Below are 23,790 nucleotides of genomic sequence, written 5' to 3' on the forward strand. Positions count from 1 at the left end.
ATAAAAAAAGAAAATTAACTACATTAATCAGTAGGACAATTCGGTTTGTCCCAACGCAAATTAAAACAGAATGACGGTAGATTTATTACTAGGATTACAATGGGGAGATGAAGGTAAAGGAAAAATTGTTGACGTACTTACCTCAAATTATGATATTATTGCACGTTTTCAAGGAGGACCAAATGCAGGACATACATTAGAATTTGACGGAATTAAACACGTACTTAGAACTATTCCTTCTGGAATTTTTCATAAAAATTCAGTAAATATCATCGGAAATGGAGTTGTAATTGATCCTGTAGTTTTTCAAAAAGAAATCGAAGGTTTAGAGAAATTCAACCTTGATATTAAAAGTAAATTAATCATCTCTAGAAAAGCACACTTAATTTTACCAACGCACCGTTTGCTTGACGCAGCTTCTGAAGCTTCAAAAGGAAAAGCAAAAATTGGTTCTACTCTAAAAGGAATTGGACCAACATACATGGACAAAACAGGTAGAAATGGTTTACGTGTTGGAGATATCGAATTAGAAGATTTTAAAGAGCGTTACAGAGCATTGGCTGACAAGCACGAAGCTATGATTGCTTTTTACGATGTAAATATTCAATACAACTTAGCTGAACTTGAAAAAGAATTTTTCGAAGCTATCGAAGAATTGAAAAAATTAGATTTCATTGACAGTGAAGAATACATGCACCAAGCTCAAAAAGCGGGCAAATCTATTCTTTGCGAAGGTGCTCAGGGATCATTATTAGATGTTGATTTCGGAACTTATCCTTTCGTAACTTCATCAAATACTACTGCTGCAGGTGCTTGTACTGGTTTAGGAATTGCGCCTAATAAAATCAAAGAAGTTTATGGAATTTTCAAAGCTTACGTTACTCGTGTTGGTAGCGGACCTTTTCCAACTGAACTTTTTGACGAAGTTGGTGCTACAATGGCAAGAGTTGGAAACGAATTTGGTTCTGTAACAGGAAGACAAAGACGTTGTGGATGGTTAGATCTTGTAGCTTTAAAATATGCTGTACAAGTTAACGGAGTTACTCAGTTAATGATGATGAAAGGTGATGTTCTTTCTGGATTCGAAACTTTAAAAGTTTGTACGGAATACAACTATAAAGGACAAAACATTTCTCACTTCCCATACAATATTGAACCAGAAAACGTTACTCCGGTTTACAAAGAATTCAAAGGATGGAAACAAGACTTAACTGGATTGACAACTTACGATCAATTGCCAATTGAGCTAAAAGAATATATTGAGTTTATTGAGAAAGAAATCGAAGTGCCAATCAAAATTGTATCGGTTGGACCAGATAGAAAGCAAACAATAACAAAATAATACATTTTAAACGCTCTGATTTTCAGAGCGTTTTTTTATATAAATTTATTCGCCTTATGAAAAATCCGGAAATCAAAATTACAGAAACTTCTTTGCTATCAGACAATTGGTATATTTTAAACAAAGTAACCTTTAGTTATCAAAAAGAAAATGAAGCTCCTCAAATACACACGCGTGAAGTGTATGATCGCGGAAATGGAGCCGGAATTTTACTTTATAATTCAACGAAAAAAACAGTTATTTTAACACGTCAATTTCGTTTGCCGAGTTTTCTAAACGGAAATAAAACTGGAATGATGATTGAGGTTTGTGCTGGACTTTTAGACAAAGACAATCCTGAAACGGCAATAATTCGTGAAACTGAAGAAGAAACCGGTTATCGTATTTCGAAAGTTCAAAAAGTTTTCGAAACTTACATGTCTCCAGGCGCGGTAACAGAGATTTTATATCTTTTTGTTGGCGAATATGACGAGAGCATGAAAGTAAGCGAAGGCGGCGGACTAGATTCGGAACAGGAAAATATCGAAGTTTTAGAATTTACTTTTGATCAGGCATACGCTATGATTGAATCGCGAGAAATTACAGATGCCAAAACAATTATGTTGTTACAACATGCGAAAATAAAAGGGCTTATTTAAATTTCAAACGTCGAATTTAAAACTTTTGAGATCTATCAAGTTTTAAAAACCTGTTAGATCTAATGATGAATATCAGAATGTAAATCCCGAAACCAATTCATATAATTATGTAAAGCGATATTCCTGTTTCAGTTATAACTTTATTTTCATAAAAATAAGACCTATGAAAAAGTTATATTATTCAGCAAATGCCCTACTTATATTGATGTTGGTTTTGTTAGGTTCTTGCAAAAAAAGCGAAAACTCAAATCTGACTGAGAATACAAAAAAGCAAAAAAAAGCAATAGAATATAAGAAACCAGAATCAGCTGTTTCTTATCAAATTCAAAATACGAAAGAATGGCTAAAATTAAATGAAGCTGACAGTAGTAAAATGGATATCGTTTATGCTTTGAACCGAACTGACAAAGCGAATTTCAAAAAACTGGATTCTGTCGTAATTCCAGCAGATTTTAGTGGTGATTTGGTTTACTATCTTCCGTTTCCATTACATGTTTCAGCTTTAGAAGATGTTTCTAAAATTATTCTTTTTTCTTATCCGACGCAAACTTTTGCTGCTTATGAAAACGGCGAATTGGTTTATACCGGCCCAACCAATATGGGAAGAAAAAAAGATCCTACTCCAACAGGTTTGTTTTTTACGAACTGGAAAGCAGAAAAAACAACAAGCACTTTTAATGACGAATGGGACTTGAAATGGAACTTTAATATTGAAAATAAACTCGGTGTTGGTTTTCACCAATATGAATTGCCGGGTTATCCAGCTTCACATTCATGCTTGAGGTTATTAGAAAAAGATGCCAAATATCTTTACAAATTTGCAGACGAATGGATTCTAAAAGATAAAGAAAACGTAAAAGTCAAAGGAACGCCTGTTATCGTTTTTGGAAGTTATAATTTTGATAGACCGAAACCGTGGTTGCAATTAGCCTCTGATCCAAAAGCCTTGGATATTTCAGAATCAGAAATTGAAAGTCAAGTAAAACCTTTTTTACTTCAAATATTAGAAAATCAAAAACTTAGAGAGAGCGAACAAACTTCTTCTTTATAAAATTATTTCTACAGATAGAATCAGAATATTGAAAAATATTCTGATTTTTTTTTTAGTTATAAATAAATGAACATTCATTTATTATTATATCTTTGTATCGTATTTAAATCATTTTTAAAAATTAAATCCGAATCAAACTTTATACAAAATGAATGCTTCTCTACTAAAAAATAAAAGAATAGCCATTATTGGTGGCGGACCGGTCGGTCTTACAACTGCTCGAATTTTACAAATAAATGGTGCTGATGTTACCGTTTACGAAAGAGATCTTAATGCTCAAGCCAGAACTTCTGGAGGAACTCTTGATATTCATTCAGGTTCAGGTCAGTATGCAATTCAAAAAGCAGAATTGATGAAAGAATTCTACAAATACGCACGACCGACAGGTGAAAAAATGGCCGATATTGATGGAAATATTACTTCGGATGAAATGCCAGATGAGACAAATGCTTATTCAAGACCAGAAATCGATCGTAACGATTTACGAAAAATTATGCTGGAAAATCTTGAAGAAAATACGGTTGTTTGGGATAGCCAATTGATTAATATTGAAAAAGTTGAAAATCAATATATTTTAGAATTCAAGAACGGAACAACAGCAAAAGCAGATTTTGTAATTGTTGCAAACGGAGGAAGATCAAACGCCAGAAAATTTGTAAGCGATCAGGAACCTCAACTTTCGGGAACTTATATAATACAGGGAGAAATTGTAAATCCCGAGAAAGATTATCCAGAATTCAAACCTAAATATGGAAACGGAAATGTTATGGCAATGGGTGAACAAAAAATGTTCTACACACATACTATGGGCGATGGTTCTGTCCATTTTGGTGTTTCATTTAAAGCCGATGAAAACTGGATTTTGAACAACGGAATTAACTTTGAAGATGATAAAGCTGTAATTTCTTTTTTAAGCGATAAATTTAAAAACTGGGGTGGCGATTACAAAAAATTCTTTGAAGCTTCAACCGAGTTTTCAGGTTTGTCTTTACGATTATTTTCTTTAGAAGAATCCTGGAAAGAGCATTCAAATATTACACTTGTTGGAGATGCTGCACATTTAATGCCTCCGTTTGCAGGCGAAGGTGTAAATATGGGACTGTTTGATGCTTTTCATTTAACTGAAAACCTGACCAATGGAAAATTTGAAACAATTGATGATGCTATTGCTGATTATGAGAAAAAGATGTTTGGTTATGCATTGGAAGCGCAACGCATGACTAAAAAAATGGAAGATTTATTGCATTCTGATATTACAGCGGAAGATATTTTGAATAGTCGTGTAGAATAAAACAATTTAAAATTCTTACTTTCGTTTTGAATAAGCAGAAAAAACTGCATAAAAACAACGATGAAAAAAACATTCTTACTTCTTTTTATTTTCGTAACCGCTTTAAATTATGGTCAGGCAAATCAAATTTTAGATTTTAAAGCAGGTTATGCTCCTGAAACCATCTATAATCAAAACACAAATAGTTCTTCAGATTATGAAATTACTTATTCAGGATCAGAAAAATTTATGGAAGCATTAAAGAAAAACGGAACTGAAAATCCAACAAAAATAAAAACGTCCTTTAATGTCGAAACGATCTCTAAAACAGGGAAAAGTGGTAAAGATGGAAATTTTCCAATAACTATTGAATATCTAAAATCTTATGATGCAAATGGAAAAACCATAATTCCGAGTGGCACTCTTCTCTATGGAAAAACTTCTTTAACTACAATGCCTAAAATGGATTCTATTGTTGCCAAAGGCATGGAAGAAAGTCTGAAAAATACAATTTTCCAAATGGTTCAAAGCACCTTTTCGCAATTAATATTGCCACAGAAAAAACTAAAAATTGGAGAATCTTTCAGTCAAGATAATCCGCTAGTTATACCTATTGCAGGAATCAGTTTTGAAATGGTGATTACAACAACATACACCTTAAAAAGCATGGATTCAAAAAATGCCTTTTTTGATATTCTACAAACGTACACAATGAAAATGTCAGACAACAGATTTGAAACAAGTGGAACTGGAACTGGAAAAGGAAATCTAATTTATGACATTCCGAATCATTTTGCTACTGAAAATAATTTAGATATGGAATTTAGCCTCGGACTAAAACATACTGATTTTTCTTTCCAACTGAAATCAAAAAGTGATTTTAAGCAAACGTGCAAAATTTCAAAAAAATAAAAAAAGGCGTAAGATTTATTTCTTACGCCTTTTGCTTTTATCTGAAAAACTAAAAATTATCTAGAATAATTTGGAGCTTCTTTTGTAATAGTTACGTTGTGAGGGTGACTTTCAGTAATTCCGCTTGAAGTGATTCTAACAAAACGTCCAGTTTCTTGTAAAGTTGGAATATCTTTTGATCCACAATAACCCATTCCGGCACGAAGACCTCCAATAAACTGAAGCATACTTTCGTTTAATTCACCTTTGTAAGGTACACGTCCAACAATTCCTTCTGGAACTAATTTTTTAACATCGTCCTCAACATCCTGGAAATAACGATCTTTAGAACCTGTTTGCATCGCTTCTACAGAACCCATTCCACGGTATGATTTGAATTTTCTTCCTTCGAAAATAATTGTTTCTCCCGGAGATTCTTTTGTTCCTGCTAATAACGAACCTAACATTACACAGTCAGCACCTGCAGCGATTGCTTTAGGAATATCTCCTGTATAACGAATTCCACCATCAGCGATAACTGGAACTCCAGTTCCTTTAATTGCAGCAGCAACTTCAAGAACTGCAGAGAATTGAGGGAAACCAACACCTGCAACGATACGAGTTGTACAGATAGAACCAGGTCCGATTCCGACTTTTACTCCATCTGCTCCATTTTCTACCAAATATTTAGCAGCTTCTGGCGTTGCGATGTTTCCAACAATTACATCTATTTGAGGGAATTTTGCTTTTACTTCTTTTAATGTATTTACCACACCTTCAGTGTGTCCGTGAGCAGTGTCGATAATAATTGCATCTACACCGGCAGCAACTAAAGCTTCAGCTCTTTGAACTGCATCTCCAGTAACTCCAATAGCTGCAGCAACTCTTAAACGACCAAAAGAATCTTTATTAGCGATTGGCTTTTGAGTTAATTTTGTAATATCTCTAAAAGTAATTAAACCAACTAATTCATTTTGAGCATTTACAACTGGTAATTTTTCGATTTTATGACCTTGTAAAACAACTTCTGCCTGTTCTAATGAAGTTCCTTCAGCAACAGTTACTAAGTTTTTGCTTGTCATAACCTCAACAATTGGTCTTGCACCATTTTTCTCGAAACGTAAGTCACGATTGGTAACAATTCCTTTTAAGATTCTGTTTTCGTCAACGATTGGGATACCACCGATTCCGAATTCTTTCATGGCATTTTTTGCGTCTGCAATAGTAGAAGTTAATGGCAATGTTACCGGATCGATAATCATTCCTGCTTCAGCACGTTTTACTTTTCGAACTTTTCCTGCTTGTTGTTCGATAGTCATATTTTTATGTAAAACACCAATTCCGCCTTCTTGTGCCATAGCAATTGCCATTGCACTTTCTGTTACTGTATCCATAGCAGCAGATACGATTGGAACGTTTAATGTGATGTTTCTTGAGAATTTTGATTTAATGCTCACTTCGCGAGGAAGCACATTCGAGTAGTTAGGTACTAATAATACATCGTCGTAAGTTAAACCTTCGCCGATAATCTTGGAGTTGTGTGCTATCATGGTGCAATTTCTAGTTGAATTGCGTGCAAATATAGTGAATAAATTGCTAACTTGAATACTAACTAATTCATAAAATTGCATTTACAGGAAAAACCTTTCAAAAAATAAACATGAATTTTTGAAATTTCAATTTCTAATTTTACCAATAAATACGGCCTAAATCTTAATTTATCAGAATTAAAAATCAATCTTCTGAATCCTGAAAAACGAAATTTATACCCAACTGAAATGCTGCGCTACTAGCTTTAGAAATGTCTTTATATTCCAAAACATTATTGACTAAAGCATACATATTCAGTTTCCAGATTGTTCCTGAAAGTCCGAGACCAATATTGGTGCTTGAAAATTCATCAATAGTATAAGTAGCTTTTAAATCTAATTTTTCAAAAATATTCCTTTTATAAAAAGCAGTTACTGCAACGAGAGGTTCTCGCGGAGCTGTCATACCAAAAAACTGAATTCCTGCTGCATTCCGATAGCGTTCTTTAATTTTTTCCTTGCAATTGCAATCATTATCGGAGCGAAAATATCCAAATGAATATTCCAGCGATGCATATATTTTTGTGGGACGCCAAGTTGTATATTTATTATATAAGGTATCTCTCGGAATTGCTTTTTTGAATTCGGCAAAAACATTCTCCGGATCATCAGTACCCGAAAAATCAGGATTTGCACCTTGATATTGATATGTACCTTTGTAAGTAAGCGTTTCAATATCTTTTGACTGATTTATAAATCCGAGGTCAATAATACTGGCGGTGATCTGAAAATTCTCTTTCGGATAATACGTTACGCCGGCATCTAGCCCCAAACCTAAGCTTCCGTTAAAAAAAGTATTATGAGCAATGTCTCTGGCAATATTTCCATCATATTCATCTTTTGTAAAACGTGAAATTCCTGATGTTTTAAGTTCTAAATTAGATGAAATAATTTGGTTATAAAGATTGGGAGTTCCCGGTTCCTGACCTGTAAATATATAACCAGAATTATGAGTAGAAACTGCATTAGCACCACTGGAATAAAGTTTAGCACGACCTCCGAGTACTAATTTATCATTTATTTTTTTGTGAAAGCCAACATGAAGAACAGAAAGCACTTCGGCTTTAACATTCAGATCTTCAAGATGAAAAACTTTTCCCATGTAATCTTTATTTCCATCTAAAGCAAGCAAAGCCAGATCTTTCGGCATGTACATAAAAAAATCAAATTCCTGATAAACGCCAAAAGAAACATAAGAGCGACTTTCTCTGCCTCCTACCCTAAGACCTCCTGAAAATACTTCCAATTGCTGATTGGTAACAACTTTATCATTACGAGAAGATTTGTTGATAATATTTCTGACTTTATCATTAAAATCAACACCATTATCTGCAAATAAATCATAGACAGAAAAACTGCTTGATCCTAAATTTACTGAAACTCCAGACAAGACAGGAACACCAAAATAATATTTGTATGAAACATCGGCACCTGGATTTACCAATGAAGATTGAGGAATGGAAGTAAAATTATAAAGAACTTCCTTGTTTTGAGAAAAACAGGAAAGCTGAAAAAGAAGTCCTAAAATTAAGTATTTTACCCTCATTTCGCTTCTATTTCAAAATATGTTGTTGCACTTGATCTTAACTTCAAATTGCCTAAACTGTTTTCATCGAGTGGAACTCCTGAAGTCATTAAGGCAACAAAACCAATATTTTGAGTTTGTTTTAAAAGTTCCAATCTTTGATTTTCAAAAACTTCAGTAGGATATTTAATAACATTTGGACTTCCTTTATAAGCGGGCACAACAAAAGAAACAGTCGTTAGAATTTCATTTTTAGAATTAAGAAGCAGCATGTTGATCACAAAACCGCGTTCAATAGTGTTTTCAATTTCAACATCAAATTCAGCTTTTTTTAGATAATCTCTAAGAAACTGTTTTTTAAAAATATCAAAATTTCTGGAGTCATATATAATCTGAGTTCCTCCGTCTGCTACTAATTCATTTGCTGGAATATCAAAATAGGCAAGATTTGCAATAAAAACGGGTTCTAATTTCAAATCATTTACCTGATCAAAATCTAAGTCACTTGAGCACGATACAAACAAAATCGTTACTGCAAAAACCCTTAAGATACTATTGATACAATTCAATTTCATGGTTGAAAGAATTTAAGATAATAGTAACAACTGGGGACTGTTGCTTTTATTGCTTTGATAAGTAAATATAAGAATTTTTTTAATGAAACTTGCCAAACAATTTAGAAGCTTCATTATAAGCACTTTCAAAACTTAAAGAATTTAAGCCTGTTATTTTTTTATTGGCTGTAAAATAAGAAACCAGTTTTTCTGTAGGCATGTTTCCTGTCAACTTATCTGTCGCCATTGGGCAGCCTCCAAATCCTTGAATTGCACCATCAAAACGAATACAACCTGCTTTTGCTGCTGCATCAATCTTTTCGAACCAGCTTTCTGGTGTAGTATGGAGATGTGCTCCAAATTCAATTTGAGGATATTTCGGAATTAAATTCGAAAAAAGATAGGTTATAACATCTGGTGTTGAACTCCCTACGGTATCTGAAAGCGAAAGGATTTTAACGCCCATTCCTGCCAATTTTTCTGTCCACTCGCCTACTATTTCCACATTCCAGGGATCTCCGTAAGGATTTCCAAAACCCATTGAAAGATAGGTTACAACTTCTTTATTTTTTTTATCAGCAATGTTTAGAATTTCTTCTAACGTAATTAAAGATTCGGCAATAGTTTTATGTGTGTTACGCATCTGAAAGTTTTCTGAAATCGAAAAAGGAAAGCCTAAATACTGAATAGATTCAAATTCTGAAGCCAGAGCTGCACCTTGCGTATTAGCAATTATAGAAAGTAATTTGCTTGAAGTTTGCGAAAGATCAAGTTGTGCCAAAACTTCGGCGGTATCCTGCATTTGCGGAATTGCTTTTGGAGAAACAAAACTTCCAAAATCAATAGTATCAAAACCTACTCGAAGCAATGCCTGAATATAAGTAACCTTGTTTTTTGTTGGAATAAAGTCCTTGATGCCTTGCATTGCATCTCGCGGACATTCGATAATCTTGATTTCTTTATTCAAAACTTTTTCTTTTGTAATGCTAAGTTAGTTTCTTTTTTAAAGAAATAAAAATTATAGTCTTTTCCAGATTGATTTTTTAATCATATTAGTCATATAAGCTCATTTAAATAAGAACTTAATAAATTGTAACGCTAATATAAAACACATTACTTAAAGTGGTAATAGTTTTAAAAATTACCAAAAAGTGTAATAAATTAAAATATTACCGAAAAACGTAATAATAAAAAATATTACTTATATTTGTAATAGAAAGTTTATAATTTTTAATTATATTTGGATATGACTAGTGTAATTACAGGCGATATTATAAGATCTAGGCAACAGAAATCAAATCATTGGGTTGATGATTTAAAAAAAATTCTGGTTCCCTTTGGTGCGACACCAAGTCAATGGGAAGTTTACAGAGGCGATGAATTTCAAATTGAAATTCAAAACCCTGAAGATGCTTTATTGACCGCTATTTTAGTGAAAGCACATTTACGAGCAATAAAATCGGATGCTCGTATGAGTATTGGTTTTGGAGATAAAACACATACTGCTGAAAAAATATCCGAAAGTAACGGCTCAGCTTTTATTAATTCAGGAGAGCTTTTTGAAACTTTGAAAAAACAGAAAGTCACTTTAGCCATGCGAACTGGTGATTCAGATTTGGATGAAAAAATGAATTTGATGCTGCAACTCGCTTTGACTTTTATGGATAGTTGGCTGGTACAATCCGCTGAGTTTGTTGCTTTGGCAATTGAAAATCCGAGTTTATCTCAGGAAGAACTTGGACAGAAATTAGGCATTAATCAAGCCGCAGTAAGCCGAAGACAAAAACGCGCCCAATTTGATTTAGTCATGAATTTAGATCGATATTTCAGAACTCAAATAAAACAACTTGCCCCATGATTTTATTCGTAAAACTGCTTTTGGCACATTTATTAGGCGATTTTATTTGGCAACCCAATTCTTGGGTGAAAGATAAAGAAGCAAATAAACATAAAAGTATTTATTTATACTTACATATTTTACTTCACGGGGTTTTAGCTGCAGTTTTAATTGGTGACATAGGTTTTATTCCTTATGCTATATTAATAGCTGTTACACATGGAATTATCGATTTAATTAAATTGAATTTTCAGAAAACAAAAACAAAACGCACTTGGTTTGTAGTTGATCAAATTGCACATCTTCTAATTTTAATTGGAGTTGCACTCTTTTATCACAGAAATAGCATTATTCCTTTTTTTGGTTTGAATGATTTTTGGATTTTAATCACGGGATTTTTATTAGTAACTAAACCCACTTCCATTTTTATCAAAACCATCATTTCAATTTGGAGTCCGGAAAGCCAAAACAGCCATCAGGATAATTCGCTTGCCAATGCAGGTAATTACATTGGCATATTGGAACGTCTCCTAATTGTTTGTTTTATCTTAACCAATCACTTTGAGGCAATCGGATTTTTATTGGCTGCAAAATCTATTTTTAGATTTGGAGATCTACAAGAAGCCAAAGACCGAAAACTTACCGAGTATGTTATGATTGGAACTTTAATCAGTTTTGGAATTGCGATAGTGGCCGGACTTGTTATTCAGGCGCTTCTTTTACAATTGTCCTAAAACTTTTTTATTGATGGCTTTTATCAGCGCTGGACCTTCATAAATAAAACCAGTGTACAATTGCACTAAACTTGCTCCTGCGTTTAGTTTTTCGATCGCATCATCGGCAGAATGAATTCCTCCTACTCCAATAATTGGGAATGCTTTGTTGCTTTTTTCTGAAAGAAAACGAATTACTTCTGTAGAACGTTTTGTCAATGGTTTTCCAGACAAACCTCCCATTTCAGATTGGTTTTGAGATTGTAATCCGTCTCTTGAAATTGTAGTATTTGTAGCAATTACACCCGCAATTTGAGTCGTTTTTACAATATCAATAATATCTAATAATTGCTCATCTGTTAAGTCTGGAGCAATTTTTAAAAGAATTGGTTTTACTTTTTGAGTGCTTGTTTTTTGCTTTTCAACATTTCTGTCTTGCAATGTCTGCAATAAGGCAGTCAAAGGTTCTTTATCTTGAAGCGCTCTTAAATTTGGCGTATTTGGAGAACTTACATTCACCACAAAATAATCGACGTGATCAAACAAGGCATCAAAGCAAATGATGTAGTCATCAACAGCATTTTCGTTTGGTGTCACTTTGTTTTTTCCAATATTTCCTCCAATTAAAACGCCTGAATTCTTTTTCAAACGTTCTACAGCTTCAATAACACCGCCGTTATTAAATCCCATTCGGTTAATAATCGCTTGATCTTCTTTCAAGCGGAATAAACGTTTCTTAGGATTTCCTTCCTGACCAACCGGGGTCACAGTTCCAATCTCAATAAAACCAAAACCAAAGTCTCCAAGTTCTTTATAAAGCTTCGCATCTTTATCAAATCCTGCCGCAAGTCCAACTGGATTTTTGAATTTAATTCCGAAAACTTCTCTTTCTAATCGAGCATCTTTTACTTCATAAATTGCTCTTATAATTGACGAAACTCCTGGGATTTTTGAAATGAATTTTACAAATGAAAAAGTAAAGTAATGTACTTCTTCTGGATCAAACCAAAAAAGTATCGGGCGAATTATCAATTTATACATAAGAATTTTATTGTGTTGTTTTCGGGTGCAAATTTAAATATTATAGTTTAAAAAGGTGCTTTTTTATCCAAAACAAATTATACGAGTTTTCCCGATCAATTTTAATTTCTAAAAAATGAAAACATATGCAAAACGAAAAATATCGCAGTAAAGTTTACTTTTTTAACGTTGCAGATTATAAAATGAAACAACTTCAGAGCTTCTTTCGGCTACGTTTGGGACATTTATTATCTATTTTTGAGACACTTAAGAAAATTATTTACTAGTAAATTCATTTATATAAATAATAATCAACATGAATCGCAATGTTTTATATAAATAGTCGTTTTAAAAACAGTTTTTTTTTAGCAGTTTTTTTTGCTTTATCAAGCTTCTTTTCAAACAAAATTATTGCTCAGGAAAACGAAGAAAAAGCTTTCAGTCCGCATCATCAAATAGGTGTTTCAATAAATCATGTTCATGTTTTTGAAGGCAGAGATGATGAAGGAAATCGGGAAGTTTTGAGCCTTCCGGCTTGGGGATTAGATTATACTTTTCAATTTCACGAAAAATGGGCAATTGGTCTTCATACTGATTTTATTATCGAAAAATTTAAAGTCGAAAAAAATCTCGAAAGCGGAGACGAAAAAGAAACCGTTGAAAGAAGTTACCCAATTGCACCAGCTTTAATGGGAATTTATAAACCCAATGAACACTGGAGTTTTCTTTTGGGCTTTGGAGGCGAATTTGCCAAAGAAGAAGACTATTTCTTGACCAGAGCCGGAGTTGAATATGGCTATGAACTTCCAAAAGACTGGGAAATTTTTGGAACTGTCAGTTATGATTTTAAATGGAATGCCTATGATAGTTGGGGAATTGGATTAGGTATTGCAAAAAGCTTTGGAGGAAAATAAATATTTTAAAAACCAATTATGCAGAGATATAAAACAAATAAAACTGTTTCGATTTCAAAAATTATTTTGACATCCTTATTGCTTTTAATTGGTTTAAACGGAATGGCGCAACTCGAAAAAGAAAAAGACACTACTAAACTGATTAATGTAAGCTATGGAAGCAAAGGAATTGAATTACGAACCAGAGATAATAAATTTCTTTTTCAATTACAAAGCAGACTCCAATTCCGATTTTCTACTCCCAATGATACAGATCCTCTAACTTATGACGATTACAGTCAAGAAGCAAAAACAACTTTTAAAATCAACAGAGCCCGATTAAAAGTTGGAGGACACGCTTTTCATCCTTGGCTGAAATATTATTGGGAATACGAACTCAGCCAGTCTAATTTATTAGATTTTAGATTGATGGTTGAAAAATGGGAATGGCTTAGTTTTAAAGCCGGACAATGGAAAGTCGAATATACAAGAGAACGTTTTATAAGCAGCGGTGAACAACAAACAGTTGACCGATCTTTAATAAACCGACCTTTTACTGCTGACAGACAAATGGGAGTTGAAGTTTACGGACATCTTAAAGGCGCCGGAATTGCCGATTTTAATTATTGGGCCGCCGCACTTACGGGAACTGGTCGAGGAAATACAGCAAATGACGATGGAAATCTAATGTATTTTGGACGCGTTCAATGGAATTTCCTAGGAAGATTTCTTGATTTTGAAGGAAGTGATTTGGAATTTCATGAAAAACCAACACCAATTATCGCAATCTCAGGTTTAACAAATCGAAGCCCTTATACCCGATTTTCACAATCAGGCGGAGGATCTTTAGAAGGTTTCGAAAATGGTGCGCCAGGTCAATACCGAGTTAATCAATGGAATATTGAAACTGCCTTTATGTATCGCGGTTTTTCCTGGCAAAGCGAACTGCATACAAAAGACATCATCGATAAATTAAATTTTGACAAGACTACAACATTAAGAGGTTATTATATTCAGGCAGGCTATTTCTTTAGTAATGTTTTTGGATGGTGGCCAAAAAAATTAGAAATGGCTGCCAGACATGCTGGATATCGTCCTGATGATTCAATCAAACAGAACTCACAGGAAGAAACAACTATTGCTTTTAACTGGTTTTTTAATGGACATAAAAACAAACTAACTTCAGAAGTTAGTTATTTCAGTTTTCAGGATAAAACACTGCCTTTAGAACAAGGCTGGCGCTTTAGAATTCAATGGGATATCTCATTATAACCAAAAAACCTGTTCCACTGAATTATAGTTAAATTTTAAAAGAGAAATCATTTTTTTAATAACTTTATGAAACTAAAACTCTGAAAATGAAAAATATAACCTTTACAATAAGAAAAACGGTTTGTATGCTTTTCGTGGGATCGTTTTTTATGATTTCAATTGACAGTTTTGCGCAACGCGGCCGCGGCGGTTTTCACGGGGCTGGTGGCGGTGGTGGAGCTAGACAAGCAAGACCTGCCAGGGAAGCCAGACCAGCAACACAATCTAGACCCGCCAATATAAATAGGCCTTCAACTGCAAACAGACCTTCTAATGTGACACGTCCGGGAGCTAATAATGGAGGAACCAGAATTAATGGAGGAACAGCAAATAATTCGAATATCCGAAACAAAAACGGTAATAATCGAAATTCAAACAATACAAACAGAATTAATAATTCTGGCAACAGAAATACCAACATAAGCGGCAATACAGTTAATAGAAACAGAAATAATGTAAATATTAACGTCAACAATAGTGTTCATGTTCGCAACAATCGAAACACGATAGTTAGACCAGGACCAAGACCGTATGTTCGTCCGCCTTATGTTTATGGCGGTTATAGATACAATTGCTACCATCCTTATTATCCACGTCCATACAGACCATTTTACTGGGGACCAGTTTGGCATCCATGGGGATTTTTTGTAGCTACTTTAACAACAACGGCAATCATTGTTAGTGTTGAAAATCAGAAATACCACTATGACCAAGGAGTTTGGTACAGTTCTACGAGTGGAGGTTATACTGCTGTTCCTGCCCCAGTTGGAGGTACTGTTAATAATATTCCTAGCGGAGCAGAAACCGTCAATACGGGAACGGTAAATAATTACTATTACGGAGGAACTTACTATGAAAAAGATGGAAGCAAGTACACCGTAGTTGCACCAACTGCCGGAACAATTGTAGAGAATTTACCTGAAGGAGGTGAAGAAGTTACTATTGGCGATGCTAAATATGTGAAATTTGGAGAAACGTATTATCAGCCGGTACAAGTAGATGGCAAAGATAAATATGAAGTTGTTTCGGTTGAAAAAGAAGGTTAAACAAAATAGTCTATAAATTCTATAAAATAAATAGACTATTATCGTGTTATTTTTATAATTTTATCACCTAATTAACAACCACTACATTAAAACTATTATAATGAAAAATAAAACCTATTGGATATTTGCACTGCTGACTATTTCAATTATTTCGATTGCTTCTTTTGGATACACTAAATTAAATACTCCAAAGCAAGAAAAACCAGTCGCAATGGATTGTGCCGAAACTCCAAGTACTACAGAAGCATCTGCATTTAAACCAACTATTGAAAACAAAAACAAACCTGCTGGAAAAGCACCAAAAGGAATGGTTTGGATTCCGGGTGGAGAATTTTCTATGGGATCAAATGTTGAAGATGAAAGTTTATGCAGCATAAAAGGTGTCACAAAAGACGCCGCTCCTATTCATCGTGTGTATGTTGACGGTTATTATATGGATCAAACTGAAGTAACAAACGAAGAATATGAAAAATTTGTAAAAGCAACCGGATACATAACGGTCGCTGAGCAAAAACCAACAAAAGAAGAATTTCCTACTGCCAATGAGGAAGATTTAGTTACAGGATCTGTAATTTTTACTCCTACCCCAAGTGCTGTTAATTTAAACAATTTTTTGCAATGGTGGCGTTATGAACCAGGCACAGATTGGAAGCATCCAGATGGTCCTCAAAGTACTATCAAAGGAAAAGAAAAATATCCTGTTGTACACATTGCATATGAAGATGCAGCTGCATACGCAAAATGGGCAGGAAAAAGACTTCCAACTGAAGCCGAATGGGAATTTGCGGCGAGAGGCGGAAAAACCGGAAATCTTTATGCTTGGGGAAATTCATTAAAACCAAATGGAAAATTTCAGGCTAATATTTATCAAGGTCATTTTCCGATAAAAGATGGTGATACTGGCGAAGATGGCTTTAAAGGAATCGCCCCTACCGGACAATATGCGCCAAATGCTTACGGTTTATACGATATGGCGGGAAATGTTTGGGAATGGGTAAACGACTGGTATAGCGTTGACTATTACAAAAGTCTTGCAGAAAACGGAGCTGTAACAAAAAATCCTCAAGGACCAGATGCATACAACGATCCAAATGATCCAACTCAGATTAAAAAGGTACACCGTGGAGGCTCTTTCTTATGTACAGATCAATATTGTACACGATATATGGTTGGAACCCGTGGAAAAGGCGAAGTTCGATCTGCAGCGAATCATCTTGGTTTTAGATGTGTTAAAAGCAAATAATTAAAATATTCGAAAAGAGATTTATAAATTTATAAATCTCTTTTTTTGTACCTAATTGCGAATAAAATTTTAAAATCATACCATTGAAAAATTTCTATATTTGCTAAAAAAAACAAAAAAATGCAACATATAATAGATCGTTTTATCAGTTATGTAACAATTGATACCGAATCAGATCCAAATTCTCAAACAACACCAAGTACAGAAAAACAGTGGAATCTTGCCAATAAATTAGTTGAAGACTTAAAAACAATTGGCTTACAAGATGTTACTATTGACGATAAAGCCTATATCATGGCAACACTTCCAAGCAATGTTGAGCATGAAGTTCCAACAATTGGTTTTGTTTCTCATTTTGATACTTCACCAGATTTTAGCGGTGCAAATGTTAAACCTCAAATTATTGAGAATTATGACGGAAAAGATATTGTTTTGAATGCTGAAAAAAATATCGTTTTATCTCCAAATTATTTCAAAGATTTACTTCAATACAAAGGCCAAACTATCATTACAACTGACGGAACAACTTTGTTAGGTGCCGATGATAAAGCCGGAATTACAGAAATCGTTTCGGCAATGGAATATCTAATTCAGCATCCGGAAATCAAACACGGAAAAATCAGAATCGGATTTACGCCAGATGAAGAAATTGGTCGTGGAGCACATTATTTTGATGTTGAAAAATTCGGCGCACAATGGGCCTACACAATGGACGGAAGCCAGATTGGCGAATTAGAATATGAAAATTTCAATGCTGCCGGAGCTAAAATTACTTTCAAAGGAAAAAGCGTTCATCCAGGTTACGCTAAAGGAAAAATGATCAATTCTATGCTTTTGGCTAATGAATTCATCAATGAACTTCCGAAAGGAGAAACACCTCAGGAAACAAAAGGTTACGAAGGTTTTTTCCATGTGCATCACATCAAAGGAAACATTGAAGAAACTGTTTTAGAGTTGATTATTCGTGATCACAACAAAAAGAAATTCGAGAAAAGAAAAGAACTTATTTTTAAGATCGCGAAAAGCTTCAATAAAAAATATGCCAAAAAATTCGGTGAAGATATTGTGATTCCAGTTGTAAAAGATCAATATTACAATATGAAGGAAAAAGTACTTCCGGTAAAACATATTGTTGATATTGCCGAAAAAGCAATGCGTGAATTAAACATAAAACCAATCATAAAACCAATTCGTGGCGGAACTGACGGTTCTCAACTATCTTTCATGGGATTACCTTGTCCGAATATCTTTGCTGGCGGGCACAATTTCCATGGAAAATACGAATATGTTCCTGCAGAAAGCATTCAGAAGGCAACAGAAGTAATTGTAAAAATTGCAGAGCTAACAGCTATTCCTGGAATTTTTAATGCAACAGAAAAATCTAAAAAATAAAATAATTGGAAGCCAAATCTGAAAATAAAGGCATGTGGAAATATGGCAGTCAGTGGGAAGAAGAATTACTCCTACTTAAAGCCATTATCGATAAAACTGAACTGACTGAAACCACAAAATGGGGCGGTACTGTTTATGTTTACGATAAAAGAAACGTTATTGGAATTGGCGGATTTAAAGATTATTTTGCTTTATGGTTTTTTAATGGCGTTTTCTTAAAAGATGAGAAAAAGAAATTAATTAACGCTCAGGAAGAAGTCACAAAGTCGTTGCGACAATGGAGATTTGCTTCTAAAGACGAAATCAACGAAAAAGTGATTTTAGAATACATCAAAGAAGCAATTGAAAACGAAAAGCAAGGAAAAGTCATTAAACCTTCTAAAAAAGAAGCGATTATTTCTGAACTTCTTAATGCAGAAATGAGTAAAAATCCGGCTTTAAAAGAAGCCTTTGAGAAGTTTAGCCCTTATAAACAATATGAGTTTTTAGAATATATTGAAACCGCAAAACAGGAAAAAACTAAAATTTCCAGAATCGAAAAAGTAATTCCGATGATTTTAGCGAATGTTGGGCTGAATGATAAATACAGGTAAATTAATTTCAAATTCCAAGCTATATGAAACCTTTGTCAAAGTTTAAAATTTTGACAAAGGTTTTCACTTTTTTGTTGTTCTACAAAATTTACCCGTAAAGTTTGTCATTCTGAGGAACGAGGACACGAGCGATAGCGAACTGGCGAAGCAATCTCCACTAGAAACTCTACAAAGATTGGCGATTTTCGTTGCGGAACTACTTACGAAGATTCCTCGTTCCTCGGAATTACAAGAATCTGGACAATCGGTTAAAAACAAAAAAAATCCCAAACTCCATTAAGGAATTTGGGATTTTTAAATTGAAAATTCTTAAAAAAATTAAGCTTTTTTATTCAAAGTAGCGCTCAATTCTAAAGAAATAGCTGAACGCTCTAATTTTAATTTTCCAGACATTGTTTCGATTACAACTGTAGTTTCTGCAAGCTCAACAACTTTACCGTGAAAACCACTTTTAGTAATTATTTTATCACCTACTTTTAGGTTGCTTTCAAATTCTTTTTCGTTTTTTGCTCTTTTTTGTTGTGGTCTAATCATAAAGAAATAGATTACTACAAACATTAAAAGGAATGGCGCAAATTGACCTAATTGTCCCATAATTAAATTCTGTTTTTTGATTTATATTAATATTTTCTAATTGTAATTCGTCTTTTCTAAAATTACATCAAACCTCTTCCTACTTTCACCATTTTTTTATTGGCTTCAAGTTCTTTCACAAGGTTGTCTAAAATTCCGTTGATAAAAATACTGCTTTTTGGTGTAGAATACTCTTTTGCAATTTCTAAATATTCGTTAAGAGTTACTTTCACTGGAATTGATGGGAATTTCAAAAATTCGCAAATTGCCATTTTCAAGATAATAGTATCGATTTCTGCAATACGCTCGCTATCCCAGTTTGGTGTTTTATCGTCATATTCTTTTGCAAGAACAGATTCGTTCAAAACTGTACGTCGAAACAAATCTTTTGCAAAATCCTTATCTTCAACATCTTTGTATAATTTTGGAACTCTAAAAGCATCTGGATCTTCTGTTTTGATCGCTTTTAATTGTTTGATGATGTGTGTATTTACAACCGGAATATCATCAACCCACGTCAATTTATCATCTTCTAAATACTCATATAATTTCTCATTCGGAACAATTACATTTTCAAACAAATCAATAATAAATTGTCTGTCTTCTTCAAACGTATTAACGTTGTTGCTCATGTATTTTTTATAGATATCGCTTGCTTTGATATCATTTAAAAGCAAAATGATATAATCGTCGTTTAAAGACCAATTGTTGATTTTACGAGTTTCTAAAGCAATGCTAAGAGAGTTGCTTTCGGCAAGAAGTTGAAAAATTTTGTTTTTAACAAACTTTTCATTCGGGTTACGTTCTGCTGCAGTTGCAAGGTGTTTTTTGCTTGATAAATGCAGGAATACTGATTCTTTTTTGCAAATTTCAATTAATGAAGAAAGCATTATAAGATATAAGTCCTGAATATTATCTATGCTGTAAAAAAGAAATTTTTCTTCTTTTTCCATATTATCAGAACCGCTTTGATGCATTGCATAAATAGATTGCATTACTTTAACGCGTATGTGTCTTCTGTTTACCACCTTGTAAGAACTTTTAAAAATTAGTCTGCAAAATTAAGAATTTCAATTCTTATAATAAAATTAAATCGACAAAAAAAGTCTCAGTTTTCAGTCACAATTTTAAGATTTATCTAAAAATTGTGGCCGAGACTGAGACTCTTCAACAATAAACTTTGTTTTTATTATTTTTTAGCGTTTTCAATTTTTCTCGCATCAATACGATTTTGAGCAATTGTAAGCGCCGCTTTATGAGTAGTGATATTATTTTTAGCTGCAAAATCAATGATTTCCAGAGTTGTATTGTAAATATTCTCTGTTTTGCTCATAATCTCAGCTTTGCCGTAGTTTGCTAATTCAGCATAAACATTGATAATTCCACCAGCGTTGATCAAGAAATCTGGAGCGTATAAAATTCCTCTTTCCTGCAATCTTGCACCGTGAACATTTTCATCAGCTAATTGATTGTTGGCAGCACCAGCAATAACTTTAGCTTTAATTTTGTCAACTGTATTTGCATTGATAGTTGCTCCCATCGCACATGGCGCATAGATATCAACATCTGCAGTATACAAATCTTCTCCTGTATAAATTGTTGCGTTGTATTTTGAAGCTACTTGATATAATTTTTCTTCGTTGATATCAGTAATAGTAACCTGTGCTCCTTCTTTAGTTAAATATTCAACCAAAGCTTCACCAACGTGACCAATTCCCTGAACCAAAACTTTTTTGCCATCTAAAACATCAGAACCAAATTGACTTTTTGCAGCCGCTTTCATTCCTAAGTAAACTCCGTAAGCTGTAACAGGCGAAGGATTTCCAGATCCACCTCTTTCTTCAGAAATTCCAGTTACATAAGGCGTAACATCTCTTACAGTGTCCATGTCTTTTGTCTCCATTCCAACATCTTCAGCAGTAATGTATCTTCCGCTTAAAGAGTGAACAAATTCTCCAAACTTGCGCATTAATTCAGGAGTTTTCTGCGTTTTAGCGTCACCAATAATAACCGCTTTTCCACCACCAATATTCAATCCGGTAATAGCAGATTTATAAGTCATTCCTCTTGAAAGACGTAAAACATCATTTAAAGCTTCCCATTCTGTGTTGTAATTCCACATTCTGGTGCCTCCTAAAGCTGGTCCCATAACCGAATTATGAATACCAATAATTGCTTTTAAACCTGTATCTTTGTCATTGCAAAATACAATTTGTTCGTGATCGTCAAAAGATAATTGACCAAAAACAGGATCCATTTTTTGAAGTTCCTTTCCAGTTGTGAAAGTTGCATCCATAGCGCTAGTATTAATTAGTTAAAATTGTGAATTTGTCAAAAAGACTTCTCAAACATAATTAAAAAATACACATGTGCTAATTTTTTATCTTTAAAATAACAATTTTACAATATAATTGTTTTGATTAAATCGTAATTTATTATAATTTTAATTAATAATAATTCATAATTTTAAATCAATTCAATATCACATTTCTTAAAAAAATGAAAGAATTAAGCTATTTAAACAAATATTTCATCAAATATAAATTCAGTTTCTCTTTTGGAATTTTAACCACAATAATCGCACAAATATTCTTTTTATTCACTCCAAAATTGGTCAGCCATTCCTTTGATGTGATTGAGCGCTTTCTAAAACTCTCAGAAGCAGATCAAAAATCCTCAATAATTAGAGATTTTTACAGACAAGATTTAATTCATAACGTACTGTTAATCATTGGAAGTGCTATTGTAGCGGGTTTCCTGACCTTTTTAATGCGCCAAACATTGATTGTAATGTCACGTCATATTGAGTTTGATTTGAAAAATGAGGTTTTCAAACAATACGAAACGCTTTCTCAAAATTTCTACAAACAAAATCGCACCGGAGATTTAATGAACCGAATTTCTGAAGATGTTTCAAAAGTGCGTATGTATGTAGGTCCGGCGGTAATGTATACTATTAATACGTTTATCCGTTTTGCGATCGTAATCATATATATGTATAATGTATCGCCGTTGCTGACATTGTATACGATTTTGCCATTGCCAATTTTGTCGTATTGTATTTTCAAACTGAGTTCAGAAATCAATAAACGAAGCACAACATTTCAGCAATATTTATCTAAAGTTTCGAGTTTTACACAAGAAATTTTCTCAGGAATTAGAGTTATAAAAGCCTATTCATTAGAAAATCAACATCAAAACAATATGATTGATCTTGCTGATGAAAGCAAACGCAAAAGTTTGGATTTAGCCAAAGTGCAATCGCTTTTTGGGCCTTTGATGATTGCTTTGATCGGAATCAGTAATTTGGTTGTGATTTATTTTGGAGGCGTTATGTACATCAACGGAACGATTCCAAATATTGGAACGATTGCCGAATTTATTTTATATGTAAACATGCTAACCTGGCCGGTCGCATCTTTAGGTTGGGTTTCATCGATGGTTCAGGAAGCCGAAGCTTCTCAAAAACGCTTGAATGAATTTTTGAAAATCGAGCCAGAAATCAAAAACAACAATCCGAATTCATCAGAAATTCAGGGTTCTATTGCTTTCGAAAATGTAAGTTATACGTATGAAGACACTAATATTGAGGCTTTAAAAAATGTTACGTTCTCAGTTAAAAATGGAGAAACATTAGCTATTTTAGGAAAAACAGGTTCAGGAAAATCGACCATTCTTTCTTTAATTTCTCGTTTGTATGATGTTACCGATGGAAGAGTAACAATTGATGGAAATGAAATCAGCACTTTGAATTTGAATGATTTGAGAAACAATATCGGAATTGTACCTCAAGACGCCTTTTTATTTTCAGATACAATTAAAAACAACATCAAATTTGGCAATCAAAATGCTACAGATGAAGAAGTTATCGAAGCAGCAAAAAATGCTGTAGTTCATGATAATATTGCAGCATTTAACAAACAATACGACACTATTTTAGGTGAACGAGGCATAACACTTTCGGGCGGACAAAAACAACGTGTGTCTATTGCGCGTGCCATAATCAAAGATCCGGCGATTTTACTTTTTGACGATTGCCTTTCTGCGGTAGATACAGAAACCGAAGAAACAATCTTAAATAATTTGTTTGAAATTTGTAAAAATAAAACTACAATTATTGTAAGTCACCGAGTTTCATCGGCCAAAAATGCCGATAAGATTATCATTTTAGAGGATGGTAGAATCATTCAACAAGGCTCTCATAATCAATTAATAAATCAGGAAGGTTATTATTCATCGTTATATTTAAAACAACTTTCGGAAAAAGAATTACTTTAATTGTTGTGTAATAGATAATTTTTTATGATTT

Annotated in this window: 22 protein-coding genes; 14 read left to right on the plus strand and 8 right to left on the minus strand. The window is 33.5% G+C overall.

The window, feature by feature from the left end; translation table 11 throughout:
* Window positions 1–70: 70 nt before the first annotated feature.
* The 5 genes from ACNFIH_RS06540 to ACNFIH_RS06560 all read left to right on the plus strand — a co-directional run bounded on the left by ACNFIH_RS06540 (window position 71) and on the right by ACNFIH_RS06560 (window position 5,213).
* Window positions 71–1,342 carry an adenylosuccinate synthase gene (locus ACNFIH_RS06540; protein ID WP_035649096.1) on the plus strand — a complete coding sequence of 424 codons (1,272 nt, stop codon included), beginning with the start codon at window positions 71–73 and terminating at the stop codon, window positions 1,340–1,342.
* A gap of 56 nt (window positions 1,343–1,398) precedes the next feature.
* Window positions 1,399–1,980, plus strand: coding sequence for an NUDIX domain-containing protein (locus ACNFIH_RS06545; RefSeq protein WP_426485984.1), 582 nt, complete (start codon window positions 1,399–1,401; stop codon window positions 1,978–1,980).
* A 163-nt stretch (window positions 1,981–2,143) separates the two neighbouring features.
* Window positions 2,144–3,031, plus strand: coding sequence for a L,D-transpeptidase (locus ACNFIH_RS06550; protein WP_426485985.1), 888 nt, complete (start codon window positions 2,144–2,146; stop codon window positions 3,029–3,031).
* A 148-nt stretch (window positions 3,032–3,179) separates the two neighbouring features.
* Window positions 3,180–4,322, plus strand: coding sequence for an FAD-dependent oxidoreductase (locus ACNFIH_RS06555; protein ID WP_426485986.1), 1,143 nt, complete (start codon window positions 3,180–3,182; stop codon window positions 4,320–4,322).
* Between the two features lie 60 nt (window positions 4,323–4,382).
* Entirely contained in the window at window positions 4,383–5,213 is an 831-nt protein-coding gene (locus ACNFIH_RS06560; protein ID WP_035649107.1) for a hypothetical protein, read from the plus strand.
* A gap of 56 nt (window positions 5,214–5,269) precedes the next feature.
* Here the strand turns inward: ACNFIH_RS06560 and guaB are convergent, their stop codons facing one another.
* From guaB to ACNFIH_RS06580, 4 genes are all read right to left on the minus strand, one after another.
* Entirely contained in the window at window positions 5,270–6,742 is a 1,473-nt protein-coding gene (gene guaB / locus ACNFIH_RS06565) for an IMP dehydrogenase (RefSeq protein WP_035649109.1), read from the minus strand.
* A gap of 184 nt (window positions 6,743–6,926) precedes the next feature.
* Entirely contained in the window at window positions 6,927–8,327 is a 1,401-nt protein-coding gene (locus ACNFIH_RS06570) for a DUF5723 family protein (protein ID WP_426485987.1), read from the minus strand.
* Window positions 8,324–8,881: a hypothetical protein gene (locus ACNFIH_RS06575; RefSeq protein WP_426485988.1), complete on the minus strand. Its 558-nt coding sequence runs from the start codon at window positions 8,879–8,881 to the stop codon at window positions 8,324–8,326. The genes ACNFIH_RS06570 and ACNFIH_RS06575 overlap by 4 nt, the downstream gene beginning before the upstream one ends.
* A 79-nt stretch (window positions 8,882–8,960) precedes the next feature.
* Window positions 8,961–9,827: a hydroxymethylglutaryl-CoA lyase gene (locus ACNFIH_RS06580; RefSeq protein ID WP_426485989.1), complete on the minus strand. Its 867-nt coding sequence runs from the start codon at window positions 9,825–9,827 to the stop codon at window positions 8,961–8,963.
* Between the two features lie 279 nt (window positions 9,828–10,106).
* On the opposite strand from ACNFIH_RS06580, the gene ACNFIH_RS06585 reads away from it, so the two are divergent.
* Both ACNFIH_RS06585 and ACNFIH_RS06590 read left to right on the plus strand, forming a co-directional pair.
* A complete protein-coding gene (locus ACNFIH_RS06585; RefSeq protein WP_426485990.1) occupies window positions 10,107–10,718 on the plus strand; it encodes a hypothetical protein in 612 nt (203 codons plus the stop codon).
* Window positions 10,715–11,431, plus strand: a complete 717-nt coding sequence (locus tag ACNFIH_RS06590; RefSeq protein ID WP_426485991.1) for a DUF3307 domain-containing protein — start codon at window positions 10,715–10,717, stop codon at window positions 11,429–11,431. Before ACNFIH_RS06585 ends, ACNFIH_RS06590 begins: the two co-directional genes overlap by 4 nt.
* Here the strand turns inward: ACNFIH_RS06590 and ACNFIH_RS06595 are convergent.
* The gene (locus ACNFIH_RS06595; RefSeq protein ID WP_426485992.1) at window positions 11,417–12,451 is read right to left on the minus strand and encodes a quinone-dependent dihydroorotate dehydrogenase; all 1,035 of its coding nucleotides are present in this window, start codon (window positions 12,449–12,451) and stop codon (window positions 11,417–11,419) included. The genes ACNFIH_RS06590 and ACNFIH_RS06595 overlap by 15 nt on opposite strands.
* Window positions 12,452–12,756: 305 nt before the next feature.
* Between ACNFIH_RS06595 and ACNFIH_RS06600 the strand changes: the two genes are divergently transcribed.
* The 6 genes from ACNFIH_RS06600 to ACNFIH_RS06625 all read left to right on the plus strand — a co-directional run bounded on the left by ACNFIH_RS06600 (window position 12,757) and on the right by ACNFIH_RS06625 (window position 18,908).
* Window positions 12,757–13,344, plus strand: a complete 588-nt coding sequence (locus ACNFIH_RS06600; RefSeq protein ID WP_426485993.1) for a hypothetical protein — start codon at window positions 12,757–12,759, stop codon at window positions 13,342–13,344.
* 18 nt (window positions 13,345–13,362) lie between these two features.
* The gene (locus ACNFIH_RS06605; protein ID WP_426485994.1) at window positions 13,363–14,595 is read left to right on the plus strand and encodes an OprO/OprP family phosphate-selective porin; all 1,233 of its coding nucleotides are present in this window, start codon (window positions 13,363–13,365) and stop codon (window positions 14,593–14,595) included.
* 86 nt (window positions 14,596–14,681) lie between these two features.
* On the plus strand, window positions 14,682–15,680 hold the full coding sequence (locus ACNFIH_RS06610) for a DUF6515 family protein (RefSeq protein WP_426485995.1): 999 nt from the start codon (window positions 14,682–14,684) through the stop codon (window positions 15,678–15,680).
* A 100-nt stretch (window positions 15,681–15,780) separates the two neighbouring features.
* A complete protein-coding gene (locus tag ACNFIH_RS06615) occupies window positions 15,781–16,923 on the plus strand; it encodes a formylglycine-generating enzyme family protein (RefSeq protein WP_426485996.1) in 1,143 nt (380 codons plus the stop codon).
* A 120-nt stretch (window positions 16,924–17,043) separates the two neighbouring features.
* The gene (gene pepT, locus ACNFIH_RS06620; RefSeq protein WP_426485997.1) at window positions 17,044–18,315 is read left to right on the plus strand and encodes a peptidase T; all 1,272 of its coding nucleotides are present in this window, start codon (window positions 17,044–17,046) and stop codon (window positions 18,313–18,315) included.
* Window positions 18,316–18,320: 5 nt separating this feature from the next.
* On the plus strand, window positions 18,321–18,908 hold the full coding sequence (locus ACNFIH_RS06625) for a YdeI/OmpD-associated family protein (RefSeq protein WP_426485998.1): 588 nt from the start codon (window positions 18,321–18,323) through the stop codon (window positions 18,906–18,908).
* Between the two features lie 318 nt (window positions 18,909–19,226).
* Here ACNFIH_RS06625 and yajC read toward each other — a convergent pair whose 3' ends face one another.
* From yajC to ACNFIH_RS06640, 3 genes are all read right to left on the minus strand, one after another.
* Complete coding sequence (gene yajC, locus ACNFIH_RS06630; protein ID WP_035649136.1) at window positions 19,227–19,502, minus strand: preprotein translocase subunit YajC; 276 nt, start codon at window positions 19,500–19,502, stop codon at window positions 19,227–19,229.
* 62 nt (window positions 19,503–19,564) lie between these two features.
* Entirely contained in the window at window positions 19,565–20,476 is a 912-nt protein-coding gene (nusB, locus tag ACNFIH_RS06635; protein WP_035649460.1) for a transcription antitermination factor NusB, read from the minus strand.
* Between the two features lie 194 nt (window positions 20,477–20,670).
* A complete protein-coding gene (locus ACNFIH_RS06640; RefSeq protein ID WP_035649138.1) occupies window positions 20,671–21,777 on the minus strand; it encodes a Glu/Leu/Phe/Val family dehydrogenase in 1,107 nt (368 codons plus the stop codon).
* A 203-nt stretch (window positions 21,778–21,980) separates the two neighbouring features.
* Between ACNFIH_RS06640 and ACNFIH_RS06645 the strand changes: the two genes are divergently transcribed.
* On the plus strand, window positions 21,981–23,759 hold the full coding sequence (locus ACNFIH_RS06645) for an ABC transporter ATP-binding protein (protein ID WP_426485999.1): 1,779 nt from the start codon (window positions 21,981–21,983) through the stop codon (window positions 23,757–23,759).
* Window positions 23,760–23,790: the final 31 nt, after the last annotated feature.

The sequence above is a fragment of the Flavobacterium sp. 2 genome (assembly GCF_049949195.1).
GTDB lineage: Bacteria > Bacteroidota > Bacteroidia > Flavobacteriales > Flavobacteriaceae > Flavobacterium.

Excerpts from the sequence above, each read along its gene's own strand:
- ACNFIH_RS06540 (WP_035649096.1), top strand. The coding sequence starts at position 71 with ATGACGGTAGATTTATTACTAGGATTACAATGGGGAGATGAAGGTAAA.
- ACNFIH_RS06545 (WP_426485984.1), top strand. The coding sequence starts at position 1,399 with ATGAAAAATCCGGAAATCAAAATTACAGAAACTTCTTTGCTATCAGAC.
- ACNFIH_RS06550 (WP_426485985.1), top strand. The coding sequence starts at position 2,144 with ATGAAAAAGTTATATTATTCAGCAAATGCCCTACTTATATTGATGTTG.
- ACNFIH_RS06555 (WP_426485986.1), top strand. The coding sequence starts at position 3,180 with ATGAATGCTTCTCTACTAAAAAATAAAAGAATAGCCATTATTGGTGGC.
- ACNFIH_RS06560 (WP_035649107.1), top strand. The coding sequence starts at position 4,383 with ATGAAAAAAACATTCTTACTTCTTTTTATTTTCGTAACCGCTTTAAAT.
- guaB (WP_035649109.1), bottom strand. The coding sequence starts at position 6,742 with ATGATAGCACACAACTCCAAGATTATCGGCGAAGGTTTAACTTACGAC.
- ACNFIH_RS06570 (WP_426485987.1), bottom strand. The coding sequence starts at position 8,327 with ATGAGGGTAAAATACTTAATTTTAGGACTTCTTTTTCAGCTTTCCTGT.
- ACNFIH_RS06575 (WP_426485988.1), bottom strand. The coding sequence starts at position 8,881 with ATGAAATTGAATTGTATCAATAGTATCTTAAGGGTTTTTGCAGTAACG.
- ACNFIH_RS06585 (WP_426485990.1), top strand. The coding sequence starts at position 10,107 with ATGACTAGTGTAATTACAGGCGATATTATAAGATCTAGGCAACAGAAA.
- ACNFIH_RS06590 (WP_426485991.1), top strand. The coding sequence starts at position 10,715 with ATGATTTTATTCGTAAAACTGCTTTTGGCACATTTATTAGGCGATTTT.
- ACNFIH_RS06595 (WP_426485992.1), bottom strand. The coding sequence starts at position 12,451 with ATGTATAAATTGATAATTCGCCCGATACTTTTTTGGTTTGATCCAGAA.
- ACNFIH_RS06600 (WP_426485993.1), top strand. The coding sequence starts at position 12,757 with ATGTTTTATATAAATAGTCGTTTTAAAAACAGTTTTTTTTTAGCAGTT.
- ACNFIH_RS06605 (WP_426485994.1), top strand. The coding sequence starts at position 13,363 with ATGCAGAGATATAAAACAAATAAAACTGTTTCGATTTCAAAAATTATT.
- ACNFIH_RS06610 (WP_426485995.1), top strand. The coding sequence starts at position 14,682 with ATGAAAAATATAACCTTTACAATAAGAAAAACGGTTTGTATGCTTTTC.
- ACNFIH_RS06615 (WP_426485996.1), top strand. The coding sequence starts at position 15,781 with ATGAAAAATAAAACCTATTGGATATTTGCACTGCTGACTATTTCAATT.
- pepT (WP_426485997.1), top strand. The coding sequence starts at position 17,044 with ATGCAACATATAATAGATCGTTTTATCAGTTATGTAACAATTGATACC.
- yajC (WP_035649136.1), bottom strand. The coding sequence starts at position 19,502 with ATGGGACAATTAGGTCAATTTGCGCCATTCCTTTTAATGTTTGTAGTA.
- nusB (WP_035649460.1), bottom strand. The coding sequence starts at position 20,476 with ATGCAATCTATTTATGCAATGCATCAAAGCGGTTCTGATAATATGGAA.
- ACNFIH_RS06640 (WP_035649138.1), bottom strand. The coding sequence starts at position 21,777 with ATGGATGCAACTTTCACAACTGGAAAGGAACTTCAAAAAATGGATCCT.
- ACNFIH_RS06645 (WP_426485999.1), top strand. The coding sequence starts at position 21,981 with ATGAAAGAATTAAGCTATTTAAACAAATATTTCATCAAATATAAATTC.